The sequence below is a fragment of the Streptomyces sp. NPDC000345 genome, from assembly GCF_042898825.1.
GTDB lineage: Bacteria > Actinomycetota > Actinomycetes > Streptomycetales > Streptomycetaceae > Streptomyces.
The window spans coordinates 54,900-75,863 of record NZ_JBIAZE010000026.1; the positions used below are offsets into that span (position 1 = coordinate 54,900).

A 20,964-nucleotide genomic window follows, 5' to 3' on the forward strand; every position below is an offset into this window, starting at 1 on the left:
AACCCCCGGAGGGCGTCGGCTAGGGTTTGGTCCGCATAAACATCCAAACCCCTGCCCGACGCAGGGCGGCGACCGACCAGCGAGAAGGCCGCAGCCGATCCGCGCGGGCGAGACTCTCGGGAAGGCGCTACGTGAGTCCCAACGGCTCCGACCGCTCGCCGCGGCGCCCGATGCGGCGGAAGCTGCTGCAGGCAATGACCGCGGGCCTGGTCCTGGCGACCGCCACCGGTTGCACATACAAGGACTTCCCCCGCCTTGGCATGCCCACCCCGGTCACAGAAGAGGCTCCGCGGATCCTCTCCCTGTGGCAGGGATCCTGGGCTGCCGCGCTGGCCACCGGCGTGCTGGTGTGGGGCCTGATCCTGTGGAGTGCTTTCTTCCACCGGCGCAGCCGCACAAAGGTCGAAGTTCCTCCGCAGACCCGGTACAACATGCCCATCGAGGCGCTGTACACGGTGGTCCCGATCATCATCGTCTCGGTGCTGTTCTACTTCACGGCCCGTGACGAGTCGAAGCTCCTCAGCCTCGAGAAGAAGCCCGACGTCACGGTCAACGTGGTCGGCTTCCAGTGGAGCTGGTGCTTCAACTACATCGAGAACGTCGACGGCTCCACCGGTGACGCGAAGACCGACGAGAACCTGGCCGCGATCCCGGACCGGTACAAGAAGGACTTCCCGGCCGACGCGGGCGGCGTCTACACCTGCGGTGTCCCCGGTGAGCGGAACCCGCAGACCAACAACCCGGGCCCGACCCTCTGGCTCCCCAAGGGCAAGACGGTCCGCTTCGTCCTCACCTCGCGTGACGTCATCCACTCCTTCTGGGTGGTGCCGTTCCTGATGAAGCAGGACGTCATCCCGGGCCACACCAACGCCTTCCAGGTGGTTCCCAACAAGGAGGGCACCTTCCTGGGCAAGTGCGCCGAGCTCTGCGGCGTCGACCACTCGCGGATGCTGTTCAACGTGAAGGTCGTCTCGCCCGAGCGCTACGAGCAGCACCTCAAGGACCTCGCCAAGAAGGGGCAGACCGGTTACGTTCCCGCGGGCATCGAGCAGACCGCCCATGAGAAGAACCGGGAGACGAACAACCTGTGAGCATCCTCAACGAACCCCAGGGTGCCGCGGCAGCTGAAGACTCCTACGAGAACGAGCTGCCGGTCCGGCGCAAGCAGCCCGGCAATGTCGTGGTCAAGTGGCTCACCACCACCGACCACAAGACCATCGGTACGATGTACCTGGTCACGTCGTTCGCGTTCTTCTGCATCGGCGGCGTCATGGCGCTCCTCATGCGCGCCGAGCTCGCCCGCCCGGGCCTGCAGTTCATGTCGAACGAGCAGTTCAACCAGGCGTTCACGATGCACGGCACGATCATGCTGCTGATGTTCGCGACGCCGCTGTTCGCCGGCTTCGCGAACTGGATCATGCCGCTCCAGATCGGCGCTCCCGACGTCGCGTTCCCGCGGCTGAACATGTTCGCCTACTGGCTGTACCTGTTCGGCTCGCTGATCGCCGTCGGCGGCTTCCTCACCCCGGACGGTGCGGCCGACTTCGGCTGGTTCGCCTACTCCCCGCTGTCGGACGCGGTCCGCAGCCCGGGCATCGGCGCCGACATGTGGATCATGGGTCTGGCCTTCTCCGGCTTCGGCACCATCCTCGGCTCGGTCAACTTCATCACCACGATCATCTGCATGCGCGCGCCGGGCATGACCATGTTCCGCATGCCGATCTTCGTGTGGAACGTCCTGCTGACCGGTGTCCTGGTCCTGCTGGCCTTCCCGGTCCTGGCGGCCGCGCTGTTCGCCCTGGAGGCGGACCGCAAGTTCGGTGCCCATGTCTTCGACGCGGCCAACGGCGGCGCGTTGCTGTGGCAACACCTCTTCTGGTTCTTCGGACACCCAGAGGTGTACATCATCGCCCTGCCGTTCTTCGGCATCATCAGTGAGATCGTCCCGGTCTTCTCCCGCAAGCCGATGTTCGGCTACATGGGCCTGATCGCCGCGACCATCGCCATCGCCGGTCTCTCGGTGACGGTGTGGGCGCACCACATGTACGTCACCGGTGGCGTGCTCCTGCCGTTCTTCTCCTTCATGACGTTCCTCATCGCCGTCCCGACCGGTGTGAAGTTCTTCAACTGGATCGGCACGATGTGGAAGGGCTCGCTGTCCTTCGAGACCCCGATGCTCTGGGCGACGGGCTTCCTCGTCACCTTCACCTTCGGCGGTCTGACCGGCGTCATCCTGGCCTCGCCTCCGATGGACTTCCACATCTCGGACTCGTACTTCGTGGTGGCGCACTTCCACTACGTCGTCTTCGGCACCGTCGTCTTCGCGATGTTCGCCGGCTTCCACTTCTGGTGGCCTAAGTTCACCGGCAAGATGCTCGACGAGCGCCTCGGCAAGATCACCTTCTGGACGCTGTTCATCGGCTTCCACGGCACCTTCCTGGTCCAGCACTGGCTGGGCGCCGAGGGCATGCCGCGCCGCTACGCCGACTACCTGGCGCAGGACGGCTTCACCGCCCTGAACACGATCTCGACGATCAGCTCGTTCATCCTCGGTCTGTCGATCCTGCCGTTCTTCTACAACGTGTGGAAGACGGCCAAGTACGGCAAGCCGGTCAACGTCGACGACCCGTGGGGCTACGGCCGCTCCCTGGAGTGGGCGACCTCCTGCCCGCCGCCGCGGCACAACTTCCTCACCCTGCCGCGGATCCGCAGCGAATCCCCCGCGTTCGACCTGCACCACCCTGAGATCGCCGCGCTCGAGCAGCTCGAGCACGCCGGTCACGGTGCCCCCGCCGTCTCGGGCAGCAAGGAGGCCGGCAAGTGAAGGTCCAAGGCAGGTTGTTCATCTGGCTGAGCGTCTTCCTGCTCGTCATGGCGATCGTCTACGGCGTGTGGTCGAAGGAGCCGGCCGGCACCACGGCCCTCTTCCTGGCCTTCGGCCTGGCCATCATGGTCGGCTTCTACCTGGGCTTCACGGCCCGGCGGGTCGACGCGGGCGCCCAGGACAACAAGGAGGCCGACGTCGCGGACGACGCCGGCGAGCTGGGCTTCTTCAGCCCGCACAGCTGGCAGCCGCTGGCGCTCGGCATCGGCGGCGCCCTCGCCTTCCTCGGCGTGGCGGTCGGCTGGTGGCTGCTGTACTTCTCCGCCCCGCTGATCCTGGTCGGCATCTGGGGCTGGGTCTTCGAGTACTACCGCGGTGAGAACCGCACCCAGTAGCACGCGCTGAGCGCACGGGAGCCCGGACACTCCGTCAAGGAGGGTCCGGGCTCCTTCGTCTGCCGTAATCCCTGTCCTCCATCCGTGGCGCCCAGCGCGCCGCGATTGACGCGGCTCCCTAGCGTGAAGCCATGAGCCACACACCCCGCCCCCGTACCGTCGTCGGCTGCACGCTGCTGGTGATCGCCCTCGGCGCGGGCGCCGTCACCGCCTGCGGCTCGGACGGCAACCCCCTCGCCGAACGCCCCTACGACGCGAGCGACCAGATCTCCTTCAACGGTCCCGACGGGGACGGCAGAAAGAAGGCCGACCCGGACAAGCCCCTGGAGGTCCTCGCGGAGGACGCCGACGAGCCCATCACGGACGTCACCGCCGTGGACGCCTCAGGCCGCTACGTGGCGGGCGAACTCTCCGCCGACGGCAGCCGCTGGCACAGCACCGAGCCGCTGGCCGCGGACGCCCACTACACGGTCCGGGTGAGCACCGAGGACACCGACGGCGCGCCCGGCCGCCGGGTCATCACCTTCGACACCGGCAAGCCCAGCGGAAAGAAGCGCCTGGCGGTCGAGTTCGGCCCGGAACCGGGCACCTACGGCGTCGGCCAGCCCGTCACCGCCAAGCTGAGCGAGCCCGTCAAGGACCCGGCCCAGCGGGCCGTGGTCGAACGCGGCCTCAAGGTCGACTCCACGCCCGCCGTGCAGGGCGCCTGGCACTGGGTGGACGACAAGGAACTCCACTACCGCCCCCAGGAGTACTGGCCCGCCCACGCCACGATCCGCGCCCACAGCAACCTCAGCGGCATCCGGATCGGCGACCGGCTGTGGGGCACCACGTCGAAGGACGTGAAGCTGGCCATCGGCGACCGGGTCATAGCCGTCACCGACGCCTCGGCCCACTCGATGACGTTCTACAAGAACGACGAAGTGATCAACACCATCCCGGTCACCACCGGCAAGCCCGGCTTCGACACCCGCAACGGGGTCAAGGTGGTCCTGGGCAAGGAGCAGTTCGTCCGGATGCGCAGCACCACGGTGGGCATCGCCGAGGGCTCGTCGGAGTCGTACGACCTGCCGGTCTACTGGGCCACCCGGGTGACCTGGAGCGGCGAGTACGTCCACGCCGCCCCCTGGTCGGTGGGGTCGCAGGGCTACGAGAACGTCAGCCACGGCTGCACCGGCATGAGCACGTCCAACGCGGCCTGGTTCTTCGACCACGTCCGCCCCGGCGACGTGGTCAAGGTGATCAACAGCAAGGGCAGCACGATGGAGCCGTTCGGCAACGGCTTCGGCGACTGGAACGTGGACTGGGCGAAGTGGCGCGACGGCAGCGCGCTGACCACGGGCGGCCAGAAGACCCGGCCGGACACCTCCACGCTCCGGCCGGCCGCGGTGTGAACCCCTCAGGCGCTCAGCAGCCGCTTCTGCCGCAGCAGGGACGCCAGGGCGGCGGCGAACTCCACCGGCTCCACCGGGAGCGTCACAGCCGCCTCCGCACGGCTCCACGTGGCCAGCCAGGCGTCCTGGGGCCGGGCGATGAGCAGCAGGACCGGCGGGCAGGCGAACACCTCGTCCTTGATCTGCCGGCACAGTCCCATGCCCCCCATCGGCACGGCCTCGCCGTCCAGGACGCAGACATCGATCCCGCCCTTGTCCAGCTCCCTGACGACGGCCGCGGGCGTCGCACACTCCACGAACTCCACCAGGGGGGCGTCCGGGGCCGGCCTGCGCCCGGTCGCGAGCCGGACCTGCTCCCGGGTGTTGGAGTCGTCGCTGTAGACCAGCACCGTCGCGGTCGCCTGCATGCTTCCTCCGTGACATCAGCGTCGTACGGACAGAACCGTTGCGGCGGATGCTACCCCCCTGAACACCCCGTCAACACCGCTTGGAACATCACTTCGATGGGCCATCCGGGCAGTACACACGCTGGGAACACTCCGAACGGCACCCCCCGGAGTGAGGGCGGGATAAGCGACCGACATAATGTCGGTCGTGGCGACAGCAACGACAGTAGAAACCGGGCACGCGCACCCGTCGGTCAATCGGCCGAACCTCACCAGCGTCGGAACCATCATCTGGCTGAGTTCCGAGCTGATGTTCTTCGCGGCCCTCTTCGCGATGTACTTCACCCTGCGTTCGGTGACGGGTCCCGAGCACTGGAAGGAGATGGCCGAGGCCCTGAACTTCCCGTTCTCGGCCACGAACACCACGATCCTGGTGCTCTCCTCGCTCACCTGCCAGCTCGGCGTCTTCGCCGCCGAGCGCGGTGACGTGAAGAAGCTCCGGGGCTGGTTCATCATCACCTTCATCATGGGCGCGATCTTCATCGGCGGTCAGATCTACGAGTACACGGAGCTGGTGAAGAAGGACGGGCTCTCGCTCTCCTCCGACCCGTACGGCTCGGTGTTCTACCTGACCACCGGCTTCCACGGACTGCACGTGACGGGCGGCCTCATCGCCTTCCTGCTGGTCCTCGGGCGCACCTACGCGGCCAGGAGGTTCACCCACGAGCAGGCGACCGCCGCGATCGTCGTGTCCTACTACTGGCACTTCGTCGATGTCGTCTGGATCGGCCTCTTCGCCACGATCTACATGATCAAGTAGCCGGGCCCGTTCCACGCGCCCAGAAGCGCACATCCCAGAAGCATCGACGCTGAAGATCCTGACACCGGGGTAATCCGTGAAAAAGCTCTCCGCACGACGACGCCATCCGCTGGCGGCGCTCGTCGTCCTACTCCTCGCGCTGGCGTGCACGGGGGGGCTGTACGCCGCGTTCGCGCCCGCGAGCAAGGCGCAGGCAGATGAAACCGCCCAGTCCCTCGCCATCGACGAGGGCAAGAAGCTGTACGCCGTAGGCTGCGCCAGCTGCCACGGCACCGGCGGTCAGGGCAGTTCCGACGGTCCGAGCCTGGTCGGCGTGGGCGCCGCGGCCGTCGATTTCCAGGTCGGCACCGGGCGTATGCCCGCCGCGACCTCCCAGGGCGCGCAGGTGCCCAAGAAGAAGGTCATCTACACGCAGGCCCAGATCGACCAGCTGGCCGCGTACATCTCCTCCCTGGGCGCCGGCCCGAACATCCCGACCGAGGCCGAGTACGGCTCGGAGGGCGCCGACATCGCCAAGGGCGGCGAGCTGTTCCGCACCAACTGCGCGCAGTGCCACAACTTCACCGGCAAGGGCGGTGCCCTCACCAAGGGCAAGTACGCTCCGAGCCTCGAGGACGTGGACCCGAAGCACATCTACGAGGCCATGCAGACCGGCCCGCAGAACATGCCCTCCTTCCCCGACACGACCATGTCGGAGCAGAACAAGAAGGACATCATCGCGTACCTGCACGCGGTCAACGGTGACGAGACGGAGAACCCCGGTGGTCTGGAGCTGGGCGGCCTCGGCCCGGTCAGCGAGGGCCTGTTCGCCTGGATCTTCGGTCTCGGCGCCCTGATCGCGGTCGCCGTCTGGGTCGCCGCTCGGACCGCAAAGGCCAAGAAGTCATGAGTAGCCAAGACACTCCAGAAGAGAACCTGCCCGCTGAGCAGGAGCACGCGCACGGTACGGCCGTAGGCGTCGCGGACGAGAAGAACCCGTTCGCCGACCCCGGGCTGCCGCCCCACGAGCACCGGATCCAGGACATCGACGAGCGGGCCGCCAAGCGGTCCGAGCGTGTGGTCGCCCTGCTGTTCACGGTGTCGATGCTGGCCACGGTCGGCTTCATCGCCTCGTTCGTGGCGATCCCCGCCGACAAGTCGATCTTCGTGTTCCCGATCGGCCACCTCAGCGCGCTGAACTTCGCGCTGGGTCTGACCCTGGGCACGGCGCTGTTCACCATCGGCGCCGGCGCGGTCCACTGGGCCCGCACCCTGATGTCGGACGTCGAGGTCGCCGACGACCGTCACCCGATCGCGGCGTCCCCCGAGGTCCGCGCGAAGGTCCACGCGGACTTCAAGCAGGGCGCCAAGGAATCGGTGATCGGCCGTCGCAAGCTGATCCGCAACACGATGTTCGGTGCCCTCGCCCTGGTGCCGCTCTCCGGTGTCGTGCTGCTGCGCGACCTCGGCCCGCTGCCCGAGGACAAGCTGCGCCACACGCTGTGGGCCAAGGGCAAGCTCCTCGTCAACATGAACACGAACGAGCCGCTGCGTCCCTCGGACGTCGCCGTCGGTTCGCTCACCTTCTGCAAGCCCGAGGGCCTGGAGGAGCACGACGAGGACTTCCAGAACGAGATCGCCAAGGCGGCCCTGATGATCGTCCGGCTGCAGCCGGACAACATCAAGGACAAGCGCGAGCTCGAGTGGTCGCACGAGGGCATCGTGGCGTACTCGAAGATCTGCACCCACGTCGGTTGCCCGATCTCCCTGTACGAGCAGCAGACGCACCACGTGCTGTGCCCCTGCCACCAGTCCACCTTCGACCTCTCCGACGGTGCCCGAGTGATCTTCGGCCCCGCCGGTCACGCCCTGCCGCAGCTGCGCATCGGCGTGAACGACGAGGGCTACCTCGAGGCGCTCGGCGACTTCGAAGAGCCCGTCGGTCCTGCTTTCTGGGAGCGCGGATGAGCACGAACGAGAACCACGAGTCCCGCGAACGCGGGAAGGCGCCGGCCGGCGAGCGGATCGCCGACTGGGCCGACGGCCGGCTGGGGATCTACTCCCTGGCCAAGGCCAACATGCGCAAGATCTTCCCCGACCACTGGTCGTTCATGTTGGGCGAAGTGTGCATGTACAGCTTCATCATCATCATCCTGACGGGTGTGTACCTGACGCTGTTCTTCCACCCGTCGATGAACGAGGTGGAGTACCACGGCAGTTACGTCCCGCTCCAGGGACAGCTGATGTCCGAGGCGTTCAGCTCGACCCTGCACATCTCCTTCGACGTGCGCGGCGGTCTGCTCATCCGGCAGATCCACCACTGGGCGGCGCTGATCTTCCTCGCCGGCATGTTCGTGCACATGATGCGCGTGTTCTTCACCGGCGCGTTCCGCAAGCCGCGTGAGATCAACTGGCTGTTCGGCTTCCTGCTGTTCGTCCTCGGCATGTTCACCGGTTTCACCGGTTACTCGCTCCCGGACGACCTGCTCTCCGGCACCGGCGTCCGCTTCACCCAGGGCGCCATCCTGTCGATGCCGATCGTGGGCACGTACATCTCGATGTTCCTGTTCGGCGGGGAGTTCCCGGGCCACGACTTCGTGGCGCGGTTCTACTCGATCCACATCCTGCTGCTGCCGGGCATCATGCTCGGTCTGATGGTGGCCCACCTGATTCTGGTCTTCTACCACAAGCACACGCAGTTCGCGGGTCCCGGCAAGAGCAACAAGAACGTCGTCGGCATGCCGCTGCTGCCCGTGTACATGGCCAAGGCCGGAGGCTTCTTCTTCCTGGTCTTCGGTGTCATCGCGGTCATCGCCGCGGTCGCGCAGATCAACCCGATCTGGGCCATGGGCCCCTACCGTCCGGACCAGGTGTCCACCGGCGCCCAGCCCGACTGGTACATGGGCTTCGCCGAGGGTCTGATCCGCTTCATGCCGGGCTGGGAGGTCAACCTGTGGGGCCACACCCTGGTCCTCGGCGTGTTCATCCCGCTGGTCCTGTTCGGTGTCGTCCTCGCGGCGCTCGCGCTCTACCCCTTCATCGAGTCGTGGATCACGGGCGACAAGCGCGAGCACCACATCCTGGACCGTCCGCGCAACGCCCCCACGCGCACCGCGCTGGGCGCCGCCTGGGTCACGATGTACATGATCACGCTGGTCGGTGGCGGCAACGACCTGTGGGCCACGCACTTCCACCTGTCGATCAACTCGATCACCTGGTTCGTCCGGATCTTCTTCTTCGTCGGACCGGTCATCGCGTACATCCTCACCAAGCGCATCTGCCTCGGCCTGCAGCGCCGCGACAGGGACAAGGTGCTGCACGGTCGCGAGACCGGCACCATCAAGCGCCTGCCGCACGGTGAGTTCATCGAGGTCCACGAGCCGCTCAGCCAGGAGCAGCTCCACACCCTCACGGCGCACGAGCAGTACGAGCCGGCCGCGATCGGCCCGGCCGTCGACGAGAACGGCGTCGAGCGCAAGATCAAGCGGTCCGAGAAGCTGCGCGCCAAGATCAGCAACGCGTACTTCGGCGAGGACCAGCAGATCCCGAAGCCGACCGTCGAGGAGTACAAGGAGATCACGAGCGGCCACGGCCACCACTGATCGTCCGGCGTCGCCACGCCACGGCCGAAGGGCCCCGTCCGGTGTTCGGACGGGGCCCTTCGCCGTGCTCCCGGCTGGATAGGGTGGGATCACACGCTCCGACGAGAGCGTCCGTTGATCCGTACGAAACCCAGGAGCGGCTGATGAGCGCTGTGACCCCCGCTGGAGGCGACACCGCGGCGGGCCGTTCCTGGCCCGACGTGCTGAACGCCCTGCTGTACGGCCGTGACCAGAGCGCGGACGCCACGGCGTGGGCGATGGACCGGATCATGCGCGGCGAGGCGACGGACGCGCAGATCGCCGGGTTCGTGGTGGCCCTCAGGGCCAAGGGCGAGACCGTCGAGGAGATCAACGGGCTCGTCCGGGCCATGTACGAGCACGCCAACGTGATCGAGGTGCCCGGGCGGACCGTGGACATCGTCGGCACCGGCGGCGACGGCGCCAAGACCGTCAACATCTCCACGATGTCGGCGATCGTCGTCGCCGGAACGGGCGCCACGGTCGTCAAGCACGGCAACCGGGCCGCGTCCTCCGCCTCCGGCGCCTCGGACGTCCTGGAGAAGCTCGGCGTCAACCTGGAGCTGACCCCGCGGCGGGTGGCCGAGGTGGCCCAGGAGGCCGGGATCACGTTCTGCTTCGCGATCAAGTTCCACCCGGCGCTGCGCCACGCCGGTGCCGCCCGCGGTCAGCTGGGCATCCGCACGGTCTTCAACATCCTCGGCCCGCTGACCAACCCCGCCCGGGTGCGGGCCCAGGCGGTCGGGGTCGCGGACCCGCGCATGGCGCCGGTGGTCGCGGGCGTGTTCGCCGAGCGCGGCAACTCGTCCCTGGTCTTCCGCGGCGACGACGGCCTCGACGAGCTGACCACGACGGCCACCTCGCGGGTGTGGGTCGTCCGCGACGGCAAGGTCACCGAGGAGAGCTTCGACCCGCGTGACGTCGGCATCGAGCTGGTGCCGGTGGAGGCCCTGCGGGGCGGGGACCCCTCGTACAACGCGGAGGTCGCCCGCCGCCTGCTGGACGGCGAGCAGGGCCCGGTCCGGGACGCCGTCCTGCTGAACTCGGCGGCCGCGCTGGTCGCCCTGGAGCCGGGCGGCGGAACGCTGGCGGAGCAGATCAGGGCCGGCATGGACCGGGCGGCCGAGTCGGTCGACTCGGGCGCGGCGAAGCGGACTCTGGAGCGCTGGGTGGCCGCCAGCAACGCCTAGGGGCCACCCCGACGTCGTCCCGCCATCCGGACTCGGGTTGCGGGACGACGATCACTTCACGTACGTTCCTGTACCAGGTCATGAGTGACAGTCATGAGGCCCCGGCCGACTGTCCGGCAACCCTCCGTCCGTGGCGGGGTGCCCCGGGTGAAGACCAGGCCGTGGACAGCAAGGTCCCCGGCAAGCGCGGACCCCTCGCGAAACCAGGGGTCCTGGGTCGTCCGAGGGAGTCTTCCGTGAGCAAGCGAATGCGCTAGGGCGTCGAGCCCCGCCTCCGCATCCCCTTTTCTCCTTCCTCCGTGCCGGAGCCACAGCCGCCCGCACGGTGGTTCTCCTTTGCCTCTCACGGGAGTTCCCCATGTCTGTCTCCACCGCTGCCACCGCCCGTACCGTTTGTGCCCCACTGCCCGTTCTGGGCAGGGATGTCACCGTCCCGCTCGTCACGGGCGGCGAGGTCGCCTACGCGGCACTCGACTACGCGGCCAGCGCCCCCGCCCTGCAGCGCGTCTGGGACGACGTGGCGGCCTACGCCCCGTACTACGGCAGCGTCCACCGCGGCGCCGGCTACCTCTCCCAGCTGTCGACGGACCTCTTCGAGAACGCCCGCGGGACCGTCGCCGGGTTCCTGGACTGCCGGGCCGACGACCAGCTGATCTTCACCCGCTCCACCACCGACTCCCTCAACCTCCTGGCGGCGGCCCTCCCCGCCGACTGCCAGGTCTTCGTCTTCGAGACCGAGCACCACGCCTCGCTGCTGCCCTGGAGGGACGCCCGGGTCACCTGGCTCGACGCCCCGCGCTCCCCGCGGCAGGCCGTCGAGACCCTGGAGAAGGCCCTGGCCGGCCGCGACCCCTACGGCCCGGCCCTGGTCTGCGTCACCGGCGCCTCGAACGTCACCGGCGAGCTGTGGCCGGTGCGCGAGCTCGCGGCGGCCGCGCACGCGCACGGCGCCCGGATCGTGCTGGACGCGGCCCAGCTGGCCCCCCACCACCCGGTCTCGGTGCGCGACCTCGACGTCGACTGGATCGCCTTCTCCGGTCACAAGCTGTACGCCCCGTTCGGCTCCGGCGTCCTGGCCGGCCGTGCCGACTGGCTGCGCACGGCGGAGCCGTATCTCGCGGGCGGTGGCGCCAGCCGCAAGGTCACCCGGCGCGAGGACGGGGGAGTGGACGTGGAGTGGCACGAGAGCGCGGCCCGCCACGAGGCCGGCTCCCCGAACGTGATCGGCGCCTACGCCGTCGCGTCGGCCTGCAAGGCCCTGACGGAGGCCGGCTTCGACACGCTGGTGGCCCGCGAGCAGTACCTGGTCGAGAAGGTGCGGGCGGGCCTGGCCGGGGTCCCGCAGGTCCGCGTGCTCTCCCTCTTCGGCGACGACGCCCCGCGGGTCGGGGTGATCTCCTTCGTCGTCGACGGCTGGAACAGCTCCCACTTCGCCGCCGCCCTCTCCGCGGAGTACGGCATCGGCGTCCGCGACGGCCTCTTCTGCGCCCACCCGCTGGTGCGCACCCTGCTGGGCGGCGACCCGCAGACCCAGGGCGAGTGCGGCGCCCCCGAGGCGGCCCCCGGGGAGAAGTCCCTCAACGCCATCCGGGTGAGCTTCGGCGCCGGCACCCCCGACGAGCACGTGGAGCGCTTCGTCGCGGCGGTGCGGGAACTGGTGACCGAGGGTGCGCGCTGGACGTACCGGACGGAGGACGGCCGCTGCGTCCCCGCGGTGTGACGCGAGAGGCGCGCGCCGGGGGCGCCCACGCCCCCGGACGTCCGGGCGAACGTCTTTACGAGTCGAGCCCGATGGCGAACGCGGCCTCCAGGTCGTGCTGCGAGTACGTACGGAACGCCACGTGGGTGTCCGTCGCCTCCACACCCGGGATCTTGCTGATGCTGCCGGGGATGACCTCCGCGAGGTCCTCGTGCTGCTTCACCCGCACCATGGCGATCAGGTCGTAGGTGCCCGTGACGGAGAAGACCTCGCTGACGGAGTCCAGCGCGGCGATCCGCTCCGCGATCTCGGGGATCCGGTCCACGCTGGTCTTGATGAGGACGATCGCGGTGATCACGGCTGGTTCTCTCCCTCGGGAGCCGTTGCTGGGGCGGCCCTCACTCTAGTCGTACGGCCGAAACGGGCCCACGCGAAGCAGAAGCCGAGCCCGAAGCCCACCAGGTGCGCCAGATACGCCACCCCGGGCCCCTGGTCGGCCTGCCCCGCCGCCACCCACTGCAGCGCCGCCCAGAACGGCAGCACGACCCACGCCGGGAACCGCAGCGGCAGGAAGAACAGGAACGGCAGGAGACTGGTCACCCGGGCCCGGGGGAACAGGTAGAGAAACGCCCCGAGGACCGCCGAGATCGCCCCGGAGGCACCCACCAGAGACTGCGGGGAGCCGGCGTGGGCGGTCGCGTACCCCACCAGGGCCAGATAGCCGCAGCCGACGTAGAACAGCGTGAACTGGACGCGGCCCATCCGGTCCTCGGTCATCGCCCCGAAGACGTAGAGGAAGAGCATGTTGCCCAGGAGGTGCACCCAGCTGCCGTGCACGAAGAGGGCCGTGGCGGGCTCCAGGACGGCGCGTGCGGAGCCCTCGAACAGTTCCGCCGGGACCACGCCCCACCGGCGGAACCAGGCCCGCTGGGCGGCCACCAGCTCGTCCCCGGAGCCGTACGCCGGGCTGAGGCCCGAGGCCGGGCCGATCGCGAAGATCAGACAGCACAGGGTGATCAGTCCGTACGTCACCGGCGCCGAGGGGCTGCGGAGGGCTCTGCGGACGGTCCCGCTCCAGTTGCCGATCATGAATACAGAGCATGACGTAACGGGACGCACCCGCACAGACCGCCTCGCCGCCGGACGGGCCCGTGGGACGGATGGGCGTCGAGTACGCGCCAGGCCGTAGGGTTACGAGCCATGCACAGCGGGGAGCCTCCGGCGCGACCCGACTGGAAGACGGACACTAGAAGGAAGCGGACAGTCACGATGACGGTTCCCCTGCCGACCGCCACGACGCGGTGGCGCTGCACCCTCTGCGGCAACCTCACCCGGTTCGACGTGACGCGCTCGTCGAAGGTCGTCGAGTACGTCCACCTCGACCTCGCCGGTGAACCGAAGGTCGAGGAGCGCGAGGTGGTCAGTGAGACCATCGAGTCGGTGCGGTGCCGCTGGTGCAACGCCGTGGATCAGGTGGAACTCGTGGATCGGCCGGGCGCCGGTTCCTGACGACGGGGGTCCCCCCGCTCGAGCGCGATCGAGAGCGGGGGAGGGCCCCGGACAGTATTGGGGTGTGACGGATGGTGGAGAGCGCAGGCGGGGGGCCGGGCGACGGCGCCGCTGAGGTGCTCGACCGTCCGCTGCCCGACGGCGTGCGCCGCCGGGTCGTGCAGATCGTCTCCGACGGCTTCGGCGGCCTCACCGTCGGCGAACTTCCCGCCCAGTTGCGGCAGTACGCCCGGTTCGCCCCGAACCGGCGGGCGAAGTTCGCGGGCAACGCGATGGCGGCCGCGCTGGAGACCGATCCGCTGTTCCGGCAGCGCATCGCCGAGAAGTACAGAGAGGCCCAGCCGGAGCTCTCCGGCGCTCTCGACTCCGGCTCGCCGACTCCGGCCGCGGACCCGCTCGACGTGGCGGCCGCGGCCTATGTGCTGCGGCCCGCCGGCTGGGTGAAGCTGGTGACCGCGGCCGGCGAGGAGGCCCAGCGGGCGGACGCCGAGCGCGCCGACGACGAGAACCGCGCCGAACTGGAGCGCCTGCGCGCGGATCTCGTGCAGGCACGCGAGCAGACCCGCGCGGACACCGAGCGGCTGCGTGCCGAACTGGACGCGGCGAAGAAGGAAGCGGAATCGCTGCACCGCAAGCTGCGTTCGGCCCACAGCGACGTCAAGCGCGGCGAGGCCGCGCTGCGCAAACTGCAGGGCGAGATCGAGGCCGTACGCGCCGAGGGACAGGCCCAGGTGTCCGCCGCCGAGAGCGAGACCCGGCGGCTGAAGGCGCGCCTGGGGGAGGCCGAGGCCGCCCTGGAGGCCACCCGGCGGGCGGCCCGCGAGGGACGCAGCGTCGAGGACATGCGGGTCCGGCTGCTGCTGGACACGGTGCTCGACGCGGCCCAAGGGCTGCGCCGCGAACTGGCGTTGCCGCCGGTGTCCGTGCGTCCGGCGGAGACGGTCGACGCGGTCGAACCGGGACGAATGACCCCGAAGGACATCGCCGCGCGCGCCCTGTCGGAGCACGATCCGGCCATTCTCGATCAGTTGCTCGCACTGCCCCAGGCGCATCTGGTCGTCGACGGCTACAACGTCACCAAGACCGGCTATCCGCAGATGCCGTTGGAGAAGCAGCGGCTGCGGCTGCTCGGGCAGCTGTCGGCGCTCGCCGCGCAGACCGGCGCCGAGGTCACCTGCGTCTTCGACGGGGCCGAACTCGCGGCTCCGGTGCTGCTCGCGCCGCCGCGCGGGGTGCGGGTGCTGTTCTCGAAGCCGGGTGTCACTGCCGACGAACTGATCCGCCAGCTGGTGCGCGCCGAGCCGCCGGGCCGGCCGGTCATCGTCGCCTCGACCGACCGCGAGGTCGCCGACGGCGTCGCGAAGGCGGGCGCCCGGCCCGTGGCTTCCGCGGTACTTCTGAAGCGGCTGTCCTGAAGGTCGATGTTGCAGGTTTAATGCCCGAATTGGCGGGATCGTCACGCAACGTAGTGTCAAGCCCGCCTCACTCCCCGTGAGTTGCGTGAAAAAACTGCGTTGCGTGATGCGATTTTTGGCCCCGGGGATTTGAACTGATCACAGCGGGGTCACTAAGGTCTGGTGCTCGAACCTCCACACGGGTGATCACTCAAAAGAAGGAGCCCGTCTCCGTGGCGTCCCACCGTCGACCCAAGCAGCCGAGTCGCGCGCGCGTGACCGTGCTGACCACCGCAGCCGCCGCTGCCGTCGCCCTGAGCTCCCAGGCCGCCAACGCGGCGCCCACCGAGAAGCTCGGCAAGGACGAGGTCAAGGCCAAGGTCGACAAGCTCTACGAGCAGGCGGAGCAGGCCACCGAGAAGCTCAACGGGGCCACGGAGAAGCAGGAGAAGCTCCAGAAGGAGATCTCCACCATCCAGGACAACGTCGCCCGCGGCCAGGAGGAGCTCAACGAACTGCGCGACTCCATAGGCCTGGCGGCCGCCGCGCAGTACCGCACCGGCACCATCGACTCCTCCCTCCAGCTCTTCCTGTCGTCCGACCCGGACGACTACCTGGACAAGGCGTCCACCGCCGACCAGCTCAGCGCCCAGCAGGTCGAGGCGCTGAAGAAGATCCAGGAGAAACAGCGCGAACTCGCGCAGGAGCGCGCCGAGGCCTCCGACAAGCTCAAGGACCTCGCCTCCACCCGCACCGAACTGGCCAAGCAGAAGAAGGCGGTCCAGGGCAAGCTCGCCGAGGCGCAGAAGCTCCTCAACTCCCTGACGGCCAAGGAGAAGGCGGCCCTCGCGGCCGAGCAGGACCGCGCCAACCGCTCCTCCTCCGAGCGCGTCGACCTCGGTGACACGGGCACCGCCTCCGGCCGCGCCGCGGCCGCGTTCTCCGCGGCCCAGTCCAAGATCGGCTCGCCGTACGTCTACGGCGCCTCCGGCCCGTCCTCCTTCGACTGCTCGGGTCTGACCTCCTGGGCCTACGCCCAGGCCGGCGTGTCCATCCCGCGCACCTCCGAGGCCCAGTCCGGCTACGGCACGAAGATCTACTCCGTCAGCGACCTCAAGGTCGGCGACCTGGTGTTCTTCTTCAACGACCTGCACCACGTGGGCCTCTACGCCGGCAACGGCCAGATCCTGCACGCCCCGCGTACGGGCACGGTCGTCCGCTACGAGTCGATGAGCACGATCGGCGGCCCGTTCATGTGGGGCGTCCGCGTCTGACCCTTCGGCCGGGACGCCCGGCCGTCACCCCCACGGGGCCGTTCCAAGATCAGGACACGGCACCGCCCGAACGGGGGAATTACGACTACCCGAAGTGACCCCGCGCCCCGCCGGTGACCTGCGTCAGCGGCGGGGCGTCACTGTGTGTGCCCGCGGAGGTCTTTGGTCACCCCCCGGACACAGGGCTACTGTCTGCCGCGTTTCCCCGGGGTCCGCCCACGGGGGACGGTCTCTGTCCGCCAGTGGAAGGAGCGCGGCTTCCCGTGGGGTCCCATCGCCGCCTTGCACCGTCCGGGTCCGACCGGGGCGCCGCCCGCCCCCTGAGCGTGCTGTCCGCGGCGGCCGCCGCACTCGGCGCCCTGACCGCCGTACCGGCCTCGGCCGCCCCGCACGACGACACCCGCGCCGAGGTGGACCGGCTCTACGAGGAGGCCGAGCACGCCACCGAGGCGTACAACAAGGCCGACGAGCGCGTCGGCGCCCTGCGCCGTGCGGTGGGTGACGCGCAGGACCGGGTAGCCCGGCAGCAGGGGCGCATCAACGACCTGCGCGAGAGGCTCGGTTCGCTGGCCGGCGCCCAGTACCGGTCCGGCGGCCTCGACCCCTCTCTGGCCCTGCTGTTCTCCGACGACCCGGAGGAGTACCTCTCCAAGGCGTCCGTCCTCGACCGGATCACCGCCCACCAGGCCGGCGAACTCACCGAACTCCAGGACGCGATGCGCGCGCTCGCCCAGGAGCGCACCGAGACCGCCCACACGCTCGCCGAGCTGGAGAAGAGCCGCAAGGCCGTCGCCGGCCACAAGAGGACCGTCGAGCGCAAGCTCGCCCGGGCGAGGCGGATGCTGAACGCCCTGCCGTTCGCCGAGCGCGCCGCCTTCGACCGGGCGTCCCGCTCCGGCCGCTTCCCCATGCCCGACCTCGCGGGCGCCGTCCCCGCCTCGGGCCGTGCGGCCGCCGCCCTCGCCGCCGCCCGTTCCGCGCTCGGCAAGCCGTACGTCTGGGGCGCCAACGGCCCCTCCGGGTTCGACTGTTCGGGCCTGATGCAGTGGTCCTACGCGCAGGCCGGGGTCGCCCTGCCGCGCACCTCGCAGGCCCAGGCGCACGCCGGACGCAGCGTCCCGCTCTCCCAGGCCCGGCCCGGCGACATCGTCACCTACCGCTCCGACGCCAGTCACGTCGGCATGTACGCCGGCAACGGCCAGGTCATCCACGCCCCCTACCCGGGCGCCGCGGTGCGCTACGACCCGGTCGGGATGATGCCGGTCTCCTCGGTCACCAGGCCCTGACCGGAGCCCGCCCCCGCGGGGCGCCGTACGATCGGGAGGATGGCTGGTCGTGGGCGGGTGCGCGGATCCGGGGTCCCGGGGCGCGGGGTGCTGCTCGTCTCCCTGGCCGGCCTCGTCCTGGTCGGCTGCGGCGGGCGGCCCACGCCCGACACCGCGACGGCCGATGTGCAGCGGGTGCTGGACCGGCGGGCGGCGGCCGTCCTGCGCCACGACGCCCGTGCCTACGCCGCCACCGGCACCCGCGCGGGCTGGGCCGGTCTCGAGGCGGTGCCGCTGGCGGCCTGGTCCTACGAGGTGAAGGCGGTGCGCCGGGACGGGGACTCCGCGACCGCCGACGCCGAGCTGAGCTACCGCATCCGGGGCTACGACGGGGCCCCGGTGACCGTGGGCCGCACCCTGCGGCTGACCCGGGACGCCGCCGGGCGGTGGGCGGTGGCCTCCGAGAAGCCCGCGAGGAAGGCGGGGGAACAGCTGTGGGACCAGGGCGTGGTGACCGTCGTACGCGGCGAGCACAGCCTGGTGCTCGGCGCCGGACAGCCCGTCGCGCGGCTCCGCTCCTTCGCCGGTCTCGCCGACGACGCCGTCCCGGCGGTGTCGGCGGCCTGGGGCACGGACTGGGCGGGGCGGGTGGTCGTCCTCGTACCGAAGTCGCTGGACGGCATGGCGGGGCTGCTCGGCTCGCCCGCCTCCTCCTACCGGGGCATCGCCGGCGTCACCACCGGTGAGACCGGTGGCCGGGCCGGCGGCGGAGATCCGGCGCCGGCCGACCGGGTGGTCGTCAACCCCGAGGCGTACGCCATGCTCGGCTCGGTCGGGCGCCAGGTCGTGCTCACCCATGAGACCACCCATGTCGCCACCCGGGCCCACACCAACGCCGCCACCCCGCTGTGGCTGTCCGAGGGGTACGCCGACTGGGTCGGCTACCGGGACACCGGACGCACCCCGCGCCAGGTCGCGCCCGAACTCCGGAGCGCCGTCACCGAGGACCGCGGGCCGGCCGGACTGCCCACCGACGCCGACTTCGGCTTCTCCGGCGACCCGGCCCGGCTGGCCCGGGCGTACGAGGGCGGCTGGCTGGCCTGCCGGATGATCGCCGAGCGCTGGGGCGAGGTGAAGCTGGACGCCTTCTACCGGGCCGTCGGCGCCCACCAGGAGCGGGCCGGAGCGGTCGAGGGGGCGCTGGAGAGCGTGCTGGACGTCTCCCTGGAGCGGTTCACAGGGGACTGGCGGGCGTATCTGCGGACTCAGCTCGGCTGATCGAGCACCTCGATCGCCTCCGTCAGCCACGCCCGCTCCGCCTGCCCCGTCGCCCGTGCCACCCGGAGCATGCCCTGCCGGAACAGGTCTCCGGCCTCCTCGGCGCTCACGGGGCCGTCCGCGGCGTAGAAGAAGCTCGTGGGCAACTCCAGGAAGTCCAGCCGCCGGCGCAGCACGGCCGCCTGTTCCCGGCGGTCGGGCAGGAGGCGCAGGAACGCCAGGAGCGTGTTGAAGCGGACCTGGTCGGTGATCTCGACCTGCTTGGGGCGGCGGAGGCGTTCCAGGAGGTCCTCCCGGCCCTTCGCGGTGAGCGACAGCACCCGGCGCGGGGCCGCGCCCGCCCCGTCCTCGGTGCGCTGGTCGAGCTTGCCGGCGGTGACCAGCCGGGTGATCGCCGGGTAGAGCGCGCCGTCGCTGACCGGGCGGACATGGCCGCTCAGAGCGGTGATCCGCTCCTTCAACTCGTAGCCGTGCAGCGGCTCTTCGGCCAGGAAGCCCAGGATCGACAGCTCCAGCATGGTTCTCCCTTGCGGTGGGTGACACGGCCATGCTAACTCTTTTCGAGCTATCTCGAATCGAGGTAGCTCGAAAAGAGGGGACCCAGTGAACGCCCATCGCAAGCAGCTCGTCTCGCTCGCCCACCCCGTCTACTTCTCGCTCCTCGCCTCCGTCGCCGCCGGGATCATCAACACCGTCTGGGTCTCCCGGCTGGGTGGGCCGGCGGTCGCCGCCGTCGCGGTCGCCACCAACACCGAGAACGTGCTGCTCGGCATCGCCCTGGTCTTCGCCTCCGGGACGACCGTGCTGGTCGCGCACGCCAGGGGCGCCCGGGACCCCGGGGCCGTGCGGGCGGCCGTACGCGGGGGCTGGGCGCTGTGCGCGGTCGTCACCCCGCTCGTCGCGGCCGGCGGGTTCCTGCTCCGCGAGCCGCTCGCCCGCTTCGTCCTGGGCGGCCACGGCGGCCCGGCGCTGCCCCTCGCCGTCGCCTACTTCGCGATCTCGATGCCGGGCACGGCCGTCTTCTTCGCCCAGAACCTCGTCGACGGCATCCTCAAGGGCGCCGGGGACACCAGGACACCGATGCGGCTGGCCCTGCTCGCCAACGGTCTGATCCTCGTCTGCGACCCGTTCCTCATCCACCTCCACGGCGTCCGGGGCGCCGCCGCCTCCACCGTGCTGTGCCGGTGCCTGGCCCTCGTCGCCGGGCTCGTCGCACTGCGCCGGAACGCCCTGCTGCGGGCGGCCGCCCGGAAGTCCGGTCCCGTCGTCTCCGCCGGCACCGCGCTGCGGCGGACCCTGGCCGCGGGGCTGCCCATGTCCGCCGACTTCACCGTCCGGCAGGCCGGGGCGCTCGGCCTGGTGGCCGTGGTGGCACGCCTCGGGGTGACGGCGGTGGCCGCCTACGCGATCGCCTACAAGGTCATGTACGTGGCGACCATGGCCTTCTACGCCGTGCGCCAGGCCGCCTCCATCCACACCGCCCACACCCGGGGCGGGGGAAGGGACGAGCGGCGGGAGATCGGGCGCCAGACCCTGGTGGTGTCCGGGAGCGCCGGGCTCGCGGCGGCCGTCCTGCTGTGCGCCGCCGCCCCCTGGATCATGGCGGCCTTCGGCGCCGGGCCCGCCGTGGCCCACGAGGGCGTGTCGTTCCTGCGCTGCGTGGGGCCTTACTTGCTGCTGATGGCCGGCTTCATCGCGCTCGGCGGGGTCTTCGAGGGCAGCGGGGGAGCACCCGTGCTGCTGCGGGTGACCCTGCTCGGCACAGCGGTCCAGCTGCCGCTCGCGTACGCGCTGTCGGGGCTCGGGCTGCCGGGGGTGTGCCTGGCGCTGGCGCTCGCCATGGGGGTGCAGTGCGCGGTCCTGGGGACGGTGTCGCGGCGTTCCTGGCGTCAGGACGAGGCGGGGGCGCCCGCGTTCGTGCGGGTGGTCTGATCGCG

Annotated in this window: 20 protein-coding genes and 1 riboswitch; of the genes, 16 read left to right on the top strand and 4 right to left on the bottom strand. The window is 70.2% G+C overall.

The window, feature by feature from the left end:
• Window positions 1–131 precede the first annotated feature (131 nt).
• The 4 genes from coxB to ACFY30_RS38430 all read left to right on the top strand — a co-directional run bounded on the left by coxB (window position 132) and on the right by ACFY30_RS38430 (window position 4,613).
• Window positions 132–1,091, top strand: a complete 960-nt coding sequence (coxB, locus tag ACFY30_RS38415) for a cytochrome c oxidase subunit II (protein WP_390655779.1) — start codon at window positions 132–134, stop codon at window positions 1,089–1,091.
• Entirely contained in the window at window positions 1,088–2,824 is a 1,737-nt protein-coding gene (ctaD, locus tag ACFY30_RS38420; protein ID WP_390849782.1) for a cytochrome c oxidase subunit I, read from the top strand. Before coxB ends, ctaD begins: the two co-directional genes overlap by 4 nt.
• A complete protein-coding gene (locus tag ACFY30_RS38425; RefSeq protein ID WP_390655781.1) occupies window positions 2,821–3,219 on the top strand; it encodes a cytochrome c oxidase subunit 4 in 399 nt (132 codons plus the stop codon). The genes ctaD and ACFY30_RS38425 overlap by 4 nt, the downstream gene beginning before the upstream one ends.
• Before the next feature lie 131 nt (window positions 3,220–3,350).
• Entirely contained in the window at window positions 3,351–4,613 is a 1,263-nt protein-coding gene (locus tag ACFY30_RS38430) for an Ig-like domain-containing protein (RefSeq protein ID WP_390849783.1), read from the top strand.
• A gap of 5 nt (window positions 4,614–4,618) precedes the next feature.
• Here ACFY30_RS38430 and ACFY30_RS38435 read toward each other — a convergent pair whose 3' ends face one another.
• Window positions 4,619–5,020 carry a hypothetical protein gene (locus tag ACFY30_RS38435; RefSeq protein ID WP_390655783.1) on the bottom strand — a complete coding sequence of 134 codons (402 nt, stop codon included), beginning with the start codon at window positions 5,018–5,020 and terminating at the stop codon, window positions 4,619–4,621.
• 178 nt (window positions 5,021–5,198) lie between these two features.
• On the opposite strand from ACFY30_RS38435, the gene ACFY30_RS38440 reads away from it, so the two are divergent.
• From ACFY30_RS38440 to ACFY30_RS38465, 6 genes are all read left to right on the top strand, one after another.
• Complete coding sequence (locus ACFY30_RS38440; RefSeq protein ID WP_390655784.1) at window positions 5,199–5,819, top strand: heme-copper oxidase subunit III; 621 nt, start codon at window positions 5,199–5,201, stop codon at window positions 5,817–5,819.
• A 76-nt stretch (window positions 5,820–5,895) separates the two neighbouring features.
• Window positions 5,896–6,708, top strand: a complete 813-nt coding sequence (locus tag ACFY30_RS38445) for a c-type cytochrome (protein WP_390849784.1) — start codon at window positions 5,896–5,898, stop codon at window positions 6,706–6,708.
• Window positions 6,705–7,766 (top strand): Rieske 2Fe-2S domain-containing protein, encoded by a 1,062-nt coding sequence (locus tag ACFY30_RS38450; RefSeq protein WP_390849786.1) that lies wholly within the window; start codon window positions 6,705–6,707, stop codon window positions 7,764–7,766. The genes ACFY30_RS38445 and ACFY30_RS38450 overlap by 4 nt, the downstream gene beginning before the upstream one ends.
• A complete protein-coding gene (locus ACFY30_RS38455; RefSeq protein ID WP_390849787.1) occupies window positions 7,763–9,400 on the top strand; it encodes a cytochrome bc complex cytochrome b subunit in 1,638 nt (545 codons plus the stop codon). Before ACFY30_RS38450 ends, ACFY30_RS38455 begins: the two co-directional genes overlap by 4 nt.
• Before the next feature lie 143 nt (window positions 9,401–9,543).
• Window positions 9,544–10,608 (top strand): anthranilate phosphoribosyltransferase, encoded by a 1,065-nt coding sequence (gene trpD / locus ACFY30_RS38460; protein WP_390849789.1) that lies wholly within the window; start codon window positions 9,544–9,546, stop codon window positions 10,606–10,608.
• Between the two features lie 76 nt (window positions 10,609–10,684).
• Window positions 10,685–10,801: riboswitch (SAM riboswitch) on the top strand.
• Window positions 10,802–10,966: 165 nt separating this feature from the next.
• Window positions 10,967–12,328, top strand: a complete 1,362-nt coding sequence (locus ACFY30_RS38465) for an aminotransferase class V-fold PLP-dependent enzyme (protein WP_390849790.1) — start codon at window positions 10,967–10,969, stop codon at window positions 12,326–12,328.
• A gap of 55 nt (window positions 12,329–12,383) precedes the next feature.
• On the opposite strand, the gene ACFY30_RS38470 is transcribed toward ACFY30_RS38465, so the two are convergent.
• Window positions 12,384–12,665, bottom strand: coding sequence for an Lrp/AsnC family transcriptional regulator (locus ACFY30_RS38470; protein WP_089101146.1), 282 nt, complete (start codon window positions 12,663–12,665; stop codon window positions 12,384–12,386).
• Entirely contained in the window at window positions 12,662–13,396 is a 735-nt protein-coding gene (locus ACFY30_RS38475) for a rhomboid family intramembrane serine protease (protein ID WP_390849791.1), read from the bottom strand. Before ACFY30_RS38475 ends, ACFY30_RS38470 begins: the two co-directional genes overlap by 4 nt.
• A gap of 180 nt (window positions 13,397–13,576) precedes the next feature.
• Between ACFY30_RS38475 and ACFY30_RS38480 the strand changes: the two genes are divergently transcribed.
• From ACFY30_RS38480 to ACFY30_RS38500, 5 genes are all read left to right on the top strand, one after another.
• Window positions 13,577–13,816, top strand: coding sequence for a hypothetical protein (locus tag ACFY30_RS38480; protein WP_055541554.1), 240 nt, complete (start codon window positions 13,577–13,579; stop codon window positions 13,814–13,816).
• 71 nt (window positions 13,817–13,887) lie between these two features.
• Window positions 13,888–15,231: an NYN domain-containing protein gene (locus ACFY30_RS38485; protein ID WP_390849792.1), complete on the top strand. Its 1,344-nt coding sequence runs from the start codon at window positions 13,888–13,890 to the stop codon at window positions 15,229–15,231.
• Between the two features lie 212 nt (window positions 15,232–15,443).
• Window positions 15,444–16,484, top strand: coding sequence for an NlpC/P60 family protein (locus ACFY30_RS38490; protein WP_390655792.1), 1,041 nt, complete (start codon window positions 15,444–15,446; stop codon window positions 16,482–16,484).
• 263 nt (window positions 16,485–16,747) lie between these two features.
• Window positions 16,748–17,770, top strand: a complete 1,023-nt coding sequence (locus tag ACFY30_RS38495; RefSeq protein WP_390849793.1) for an NlpC/P60 family protein — start codon at window positions 16,748–16,750, stop codon at window positions 17,768–17,770.
• A gap of 39 nt (window positions 17,771–17,809) precedes the next feature.
• Window positions 17,810–19,027: a hypothetical protein gene (locus tag ACFY30_RS38500; RefSeq protein ID WP_390849794.1), complete on the top strand. Its 1,218-nt coding sequence runs from the start codon at window positions 17,810–17,812 to the stop codon at window positions 19,025–19,027.
• Here the strand turns inward: ACFY30_RS38500 and ACFY30_RS38505 are convergent.
• Window positions 19,015–19,545 (bottom strand): PadR family transcriptional regulator, encoded by a 531-nt coding sequence (locus ACFY30_RS38505; protein WP_390849795.1) that lies wholly within the window; start codon window positions 19,543–19,545, stop codon window positions 19,015–19,017. The genes ACFY30_RS38500 and ACFY30_RS38505 overlap by 13 nt on opposite strands.
• An 85-nt stretch (window positions 19,546–19,630) precedes the next feature.
• On the opposite strand from ACFY30_RS38505, the gene ACFY30_RS38510 reads away from it, so the two are divergent.
• Window positions 19,631–20,959 carry an MATE family efflux transporter gene (locus tag ACFY30_RS38510; protein ID WP_390849796.1) on the top strand — a complete coding sequence of 443 codons (1,329 nt, stop codon included), beginning with the start codon at window positions 19,631–19,633 and terminating at the stop codon, window positions 20,957–20,959.
• Window positions 20,960–20,964 lie beyond the last annotated feature (5 nt).

Bases quoted from the DNA above. Each gene is read 5' to 3' on its own strand.
- ACFY30_RS38430 (WP_390849783.1), top strand. From the start codon at position 3,351: ATGAGCCACACACCCCGCCCCCGTACCGTCGTCGGCTGCACGCTGCTG.
- ACFY30_RS38435 (WP_390655783.1), bottom strand. From the start codon at position 5,020: ATGCAGGCGACCGCGACGGTGCTGGTCTACAGCGACGACTCCAACACC.
- ACFY30_RS38440 (WP_390655784.1), top strand. From the start codon at position 5,199: ATGTCGGTCGTGGCGACAGCAACGACAGTAGAAACCGGGCACGCGCAC.
- ACFY30_RS38450 (WP_390849786.1), top strand. From the start codon at position 6,705: ATGAGTAGCCAAGACACTCCAGAAGAGAACCTGCCCGCTGAGCAGGAG.
- ACFY30_RS38455 (WP_390849787.1), top strand. From the start codon at position 7,763: ATGAGCACGAACGAGAACCACGAGTCCCGCGAACGCGGGAAGGCGCCG.
- trpD (WP_390849789.1), top strand. From the start codon at position 9,544: ATGAGCGCTGTGACCCCCGCTGGAGGCGACACCGCGGCGGGCCGTTCC.
- ACFY30_RS38465 (WP_390849790.1), top strand. From the start codon at position 10,967: ATGTCTGTCTCCACCGCTGCCACCGCCCGTACCGTTTGTGCCCCACTG.
- ACFY30_RS38475 (WP_390849791.1), bottom strand. From the start codon at position 13,396: ATGATCGGCAACTGGAGCGGGACCGTCCGCAGAGCCCTCCGCAGCCCC.
- ACFY30_RS38480 (WP_055541554.1), top strand. From the start codon at position 13,577: ATGACGGTTCCCCTGCCGACCGCCACGACGCGGTGGCGCTGCACCCTC.
- ACFY30_RS38485 (WP_390849792.1), top strand. From the start codon at position 13,888: ATGGTGGAGAGCGCAGGCGGGGGGCCGGGCGACGGCGCCGCTGAGGTG.
- ACFY30_RS38500 (WP_390849794.1), top strand. From the start codon at position 17,810: ATGGCTGGTCGTGGGCGGGTGCGCGGATCCGGGGTCCCGGGGCGCGGG.
- ACFY30_RS38505 (WP_390849795.1), bottom strand. From the start codon at position 19,545: ATGCTGGAGCTGTCGATCCTGGGCTTCCTGGCCGAAGAGCCGCTGCAC.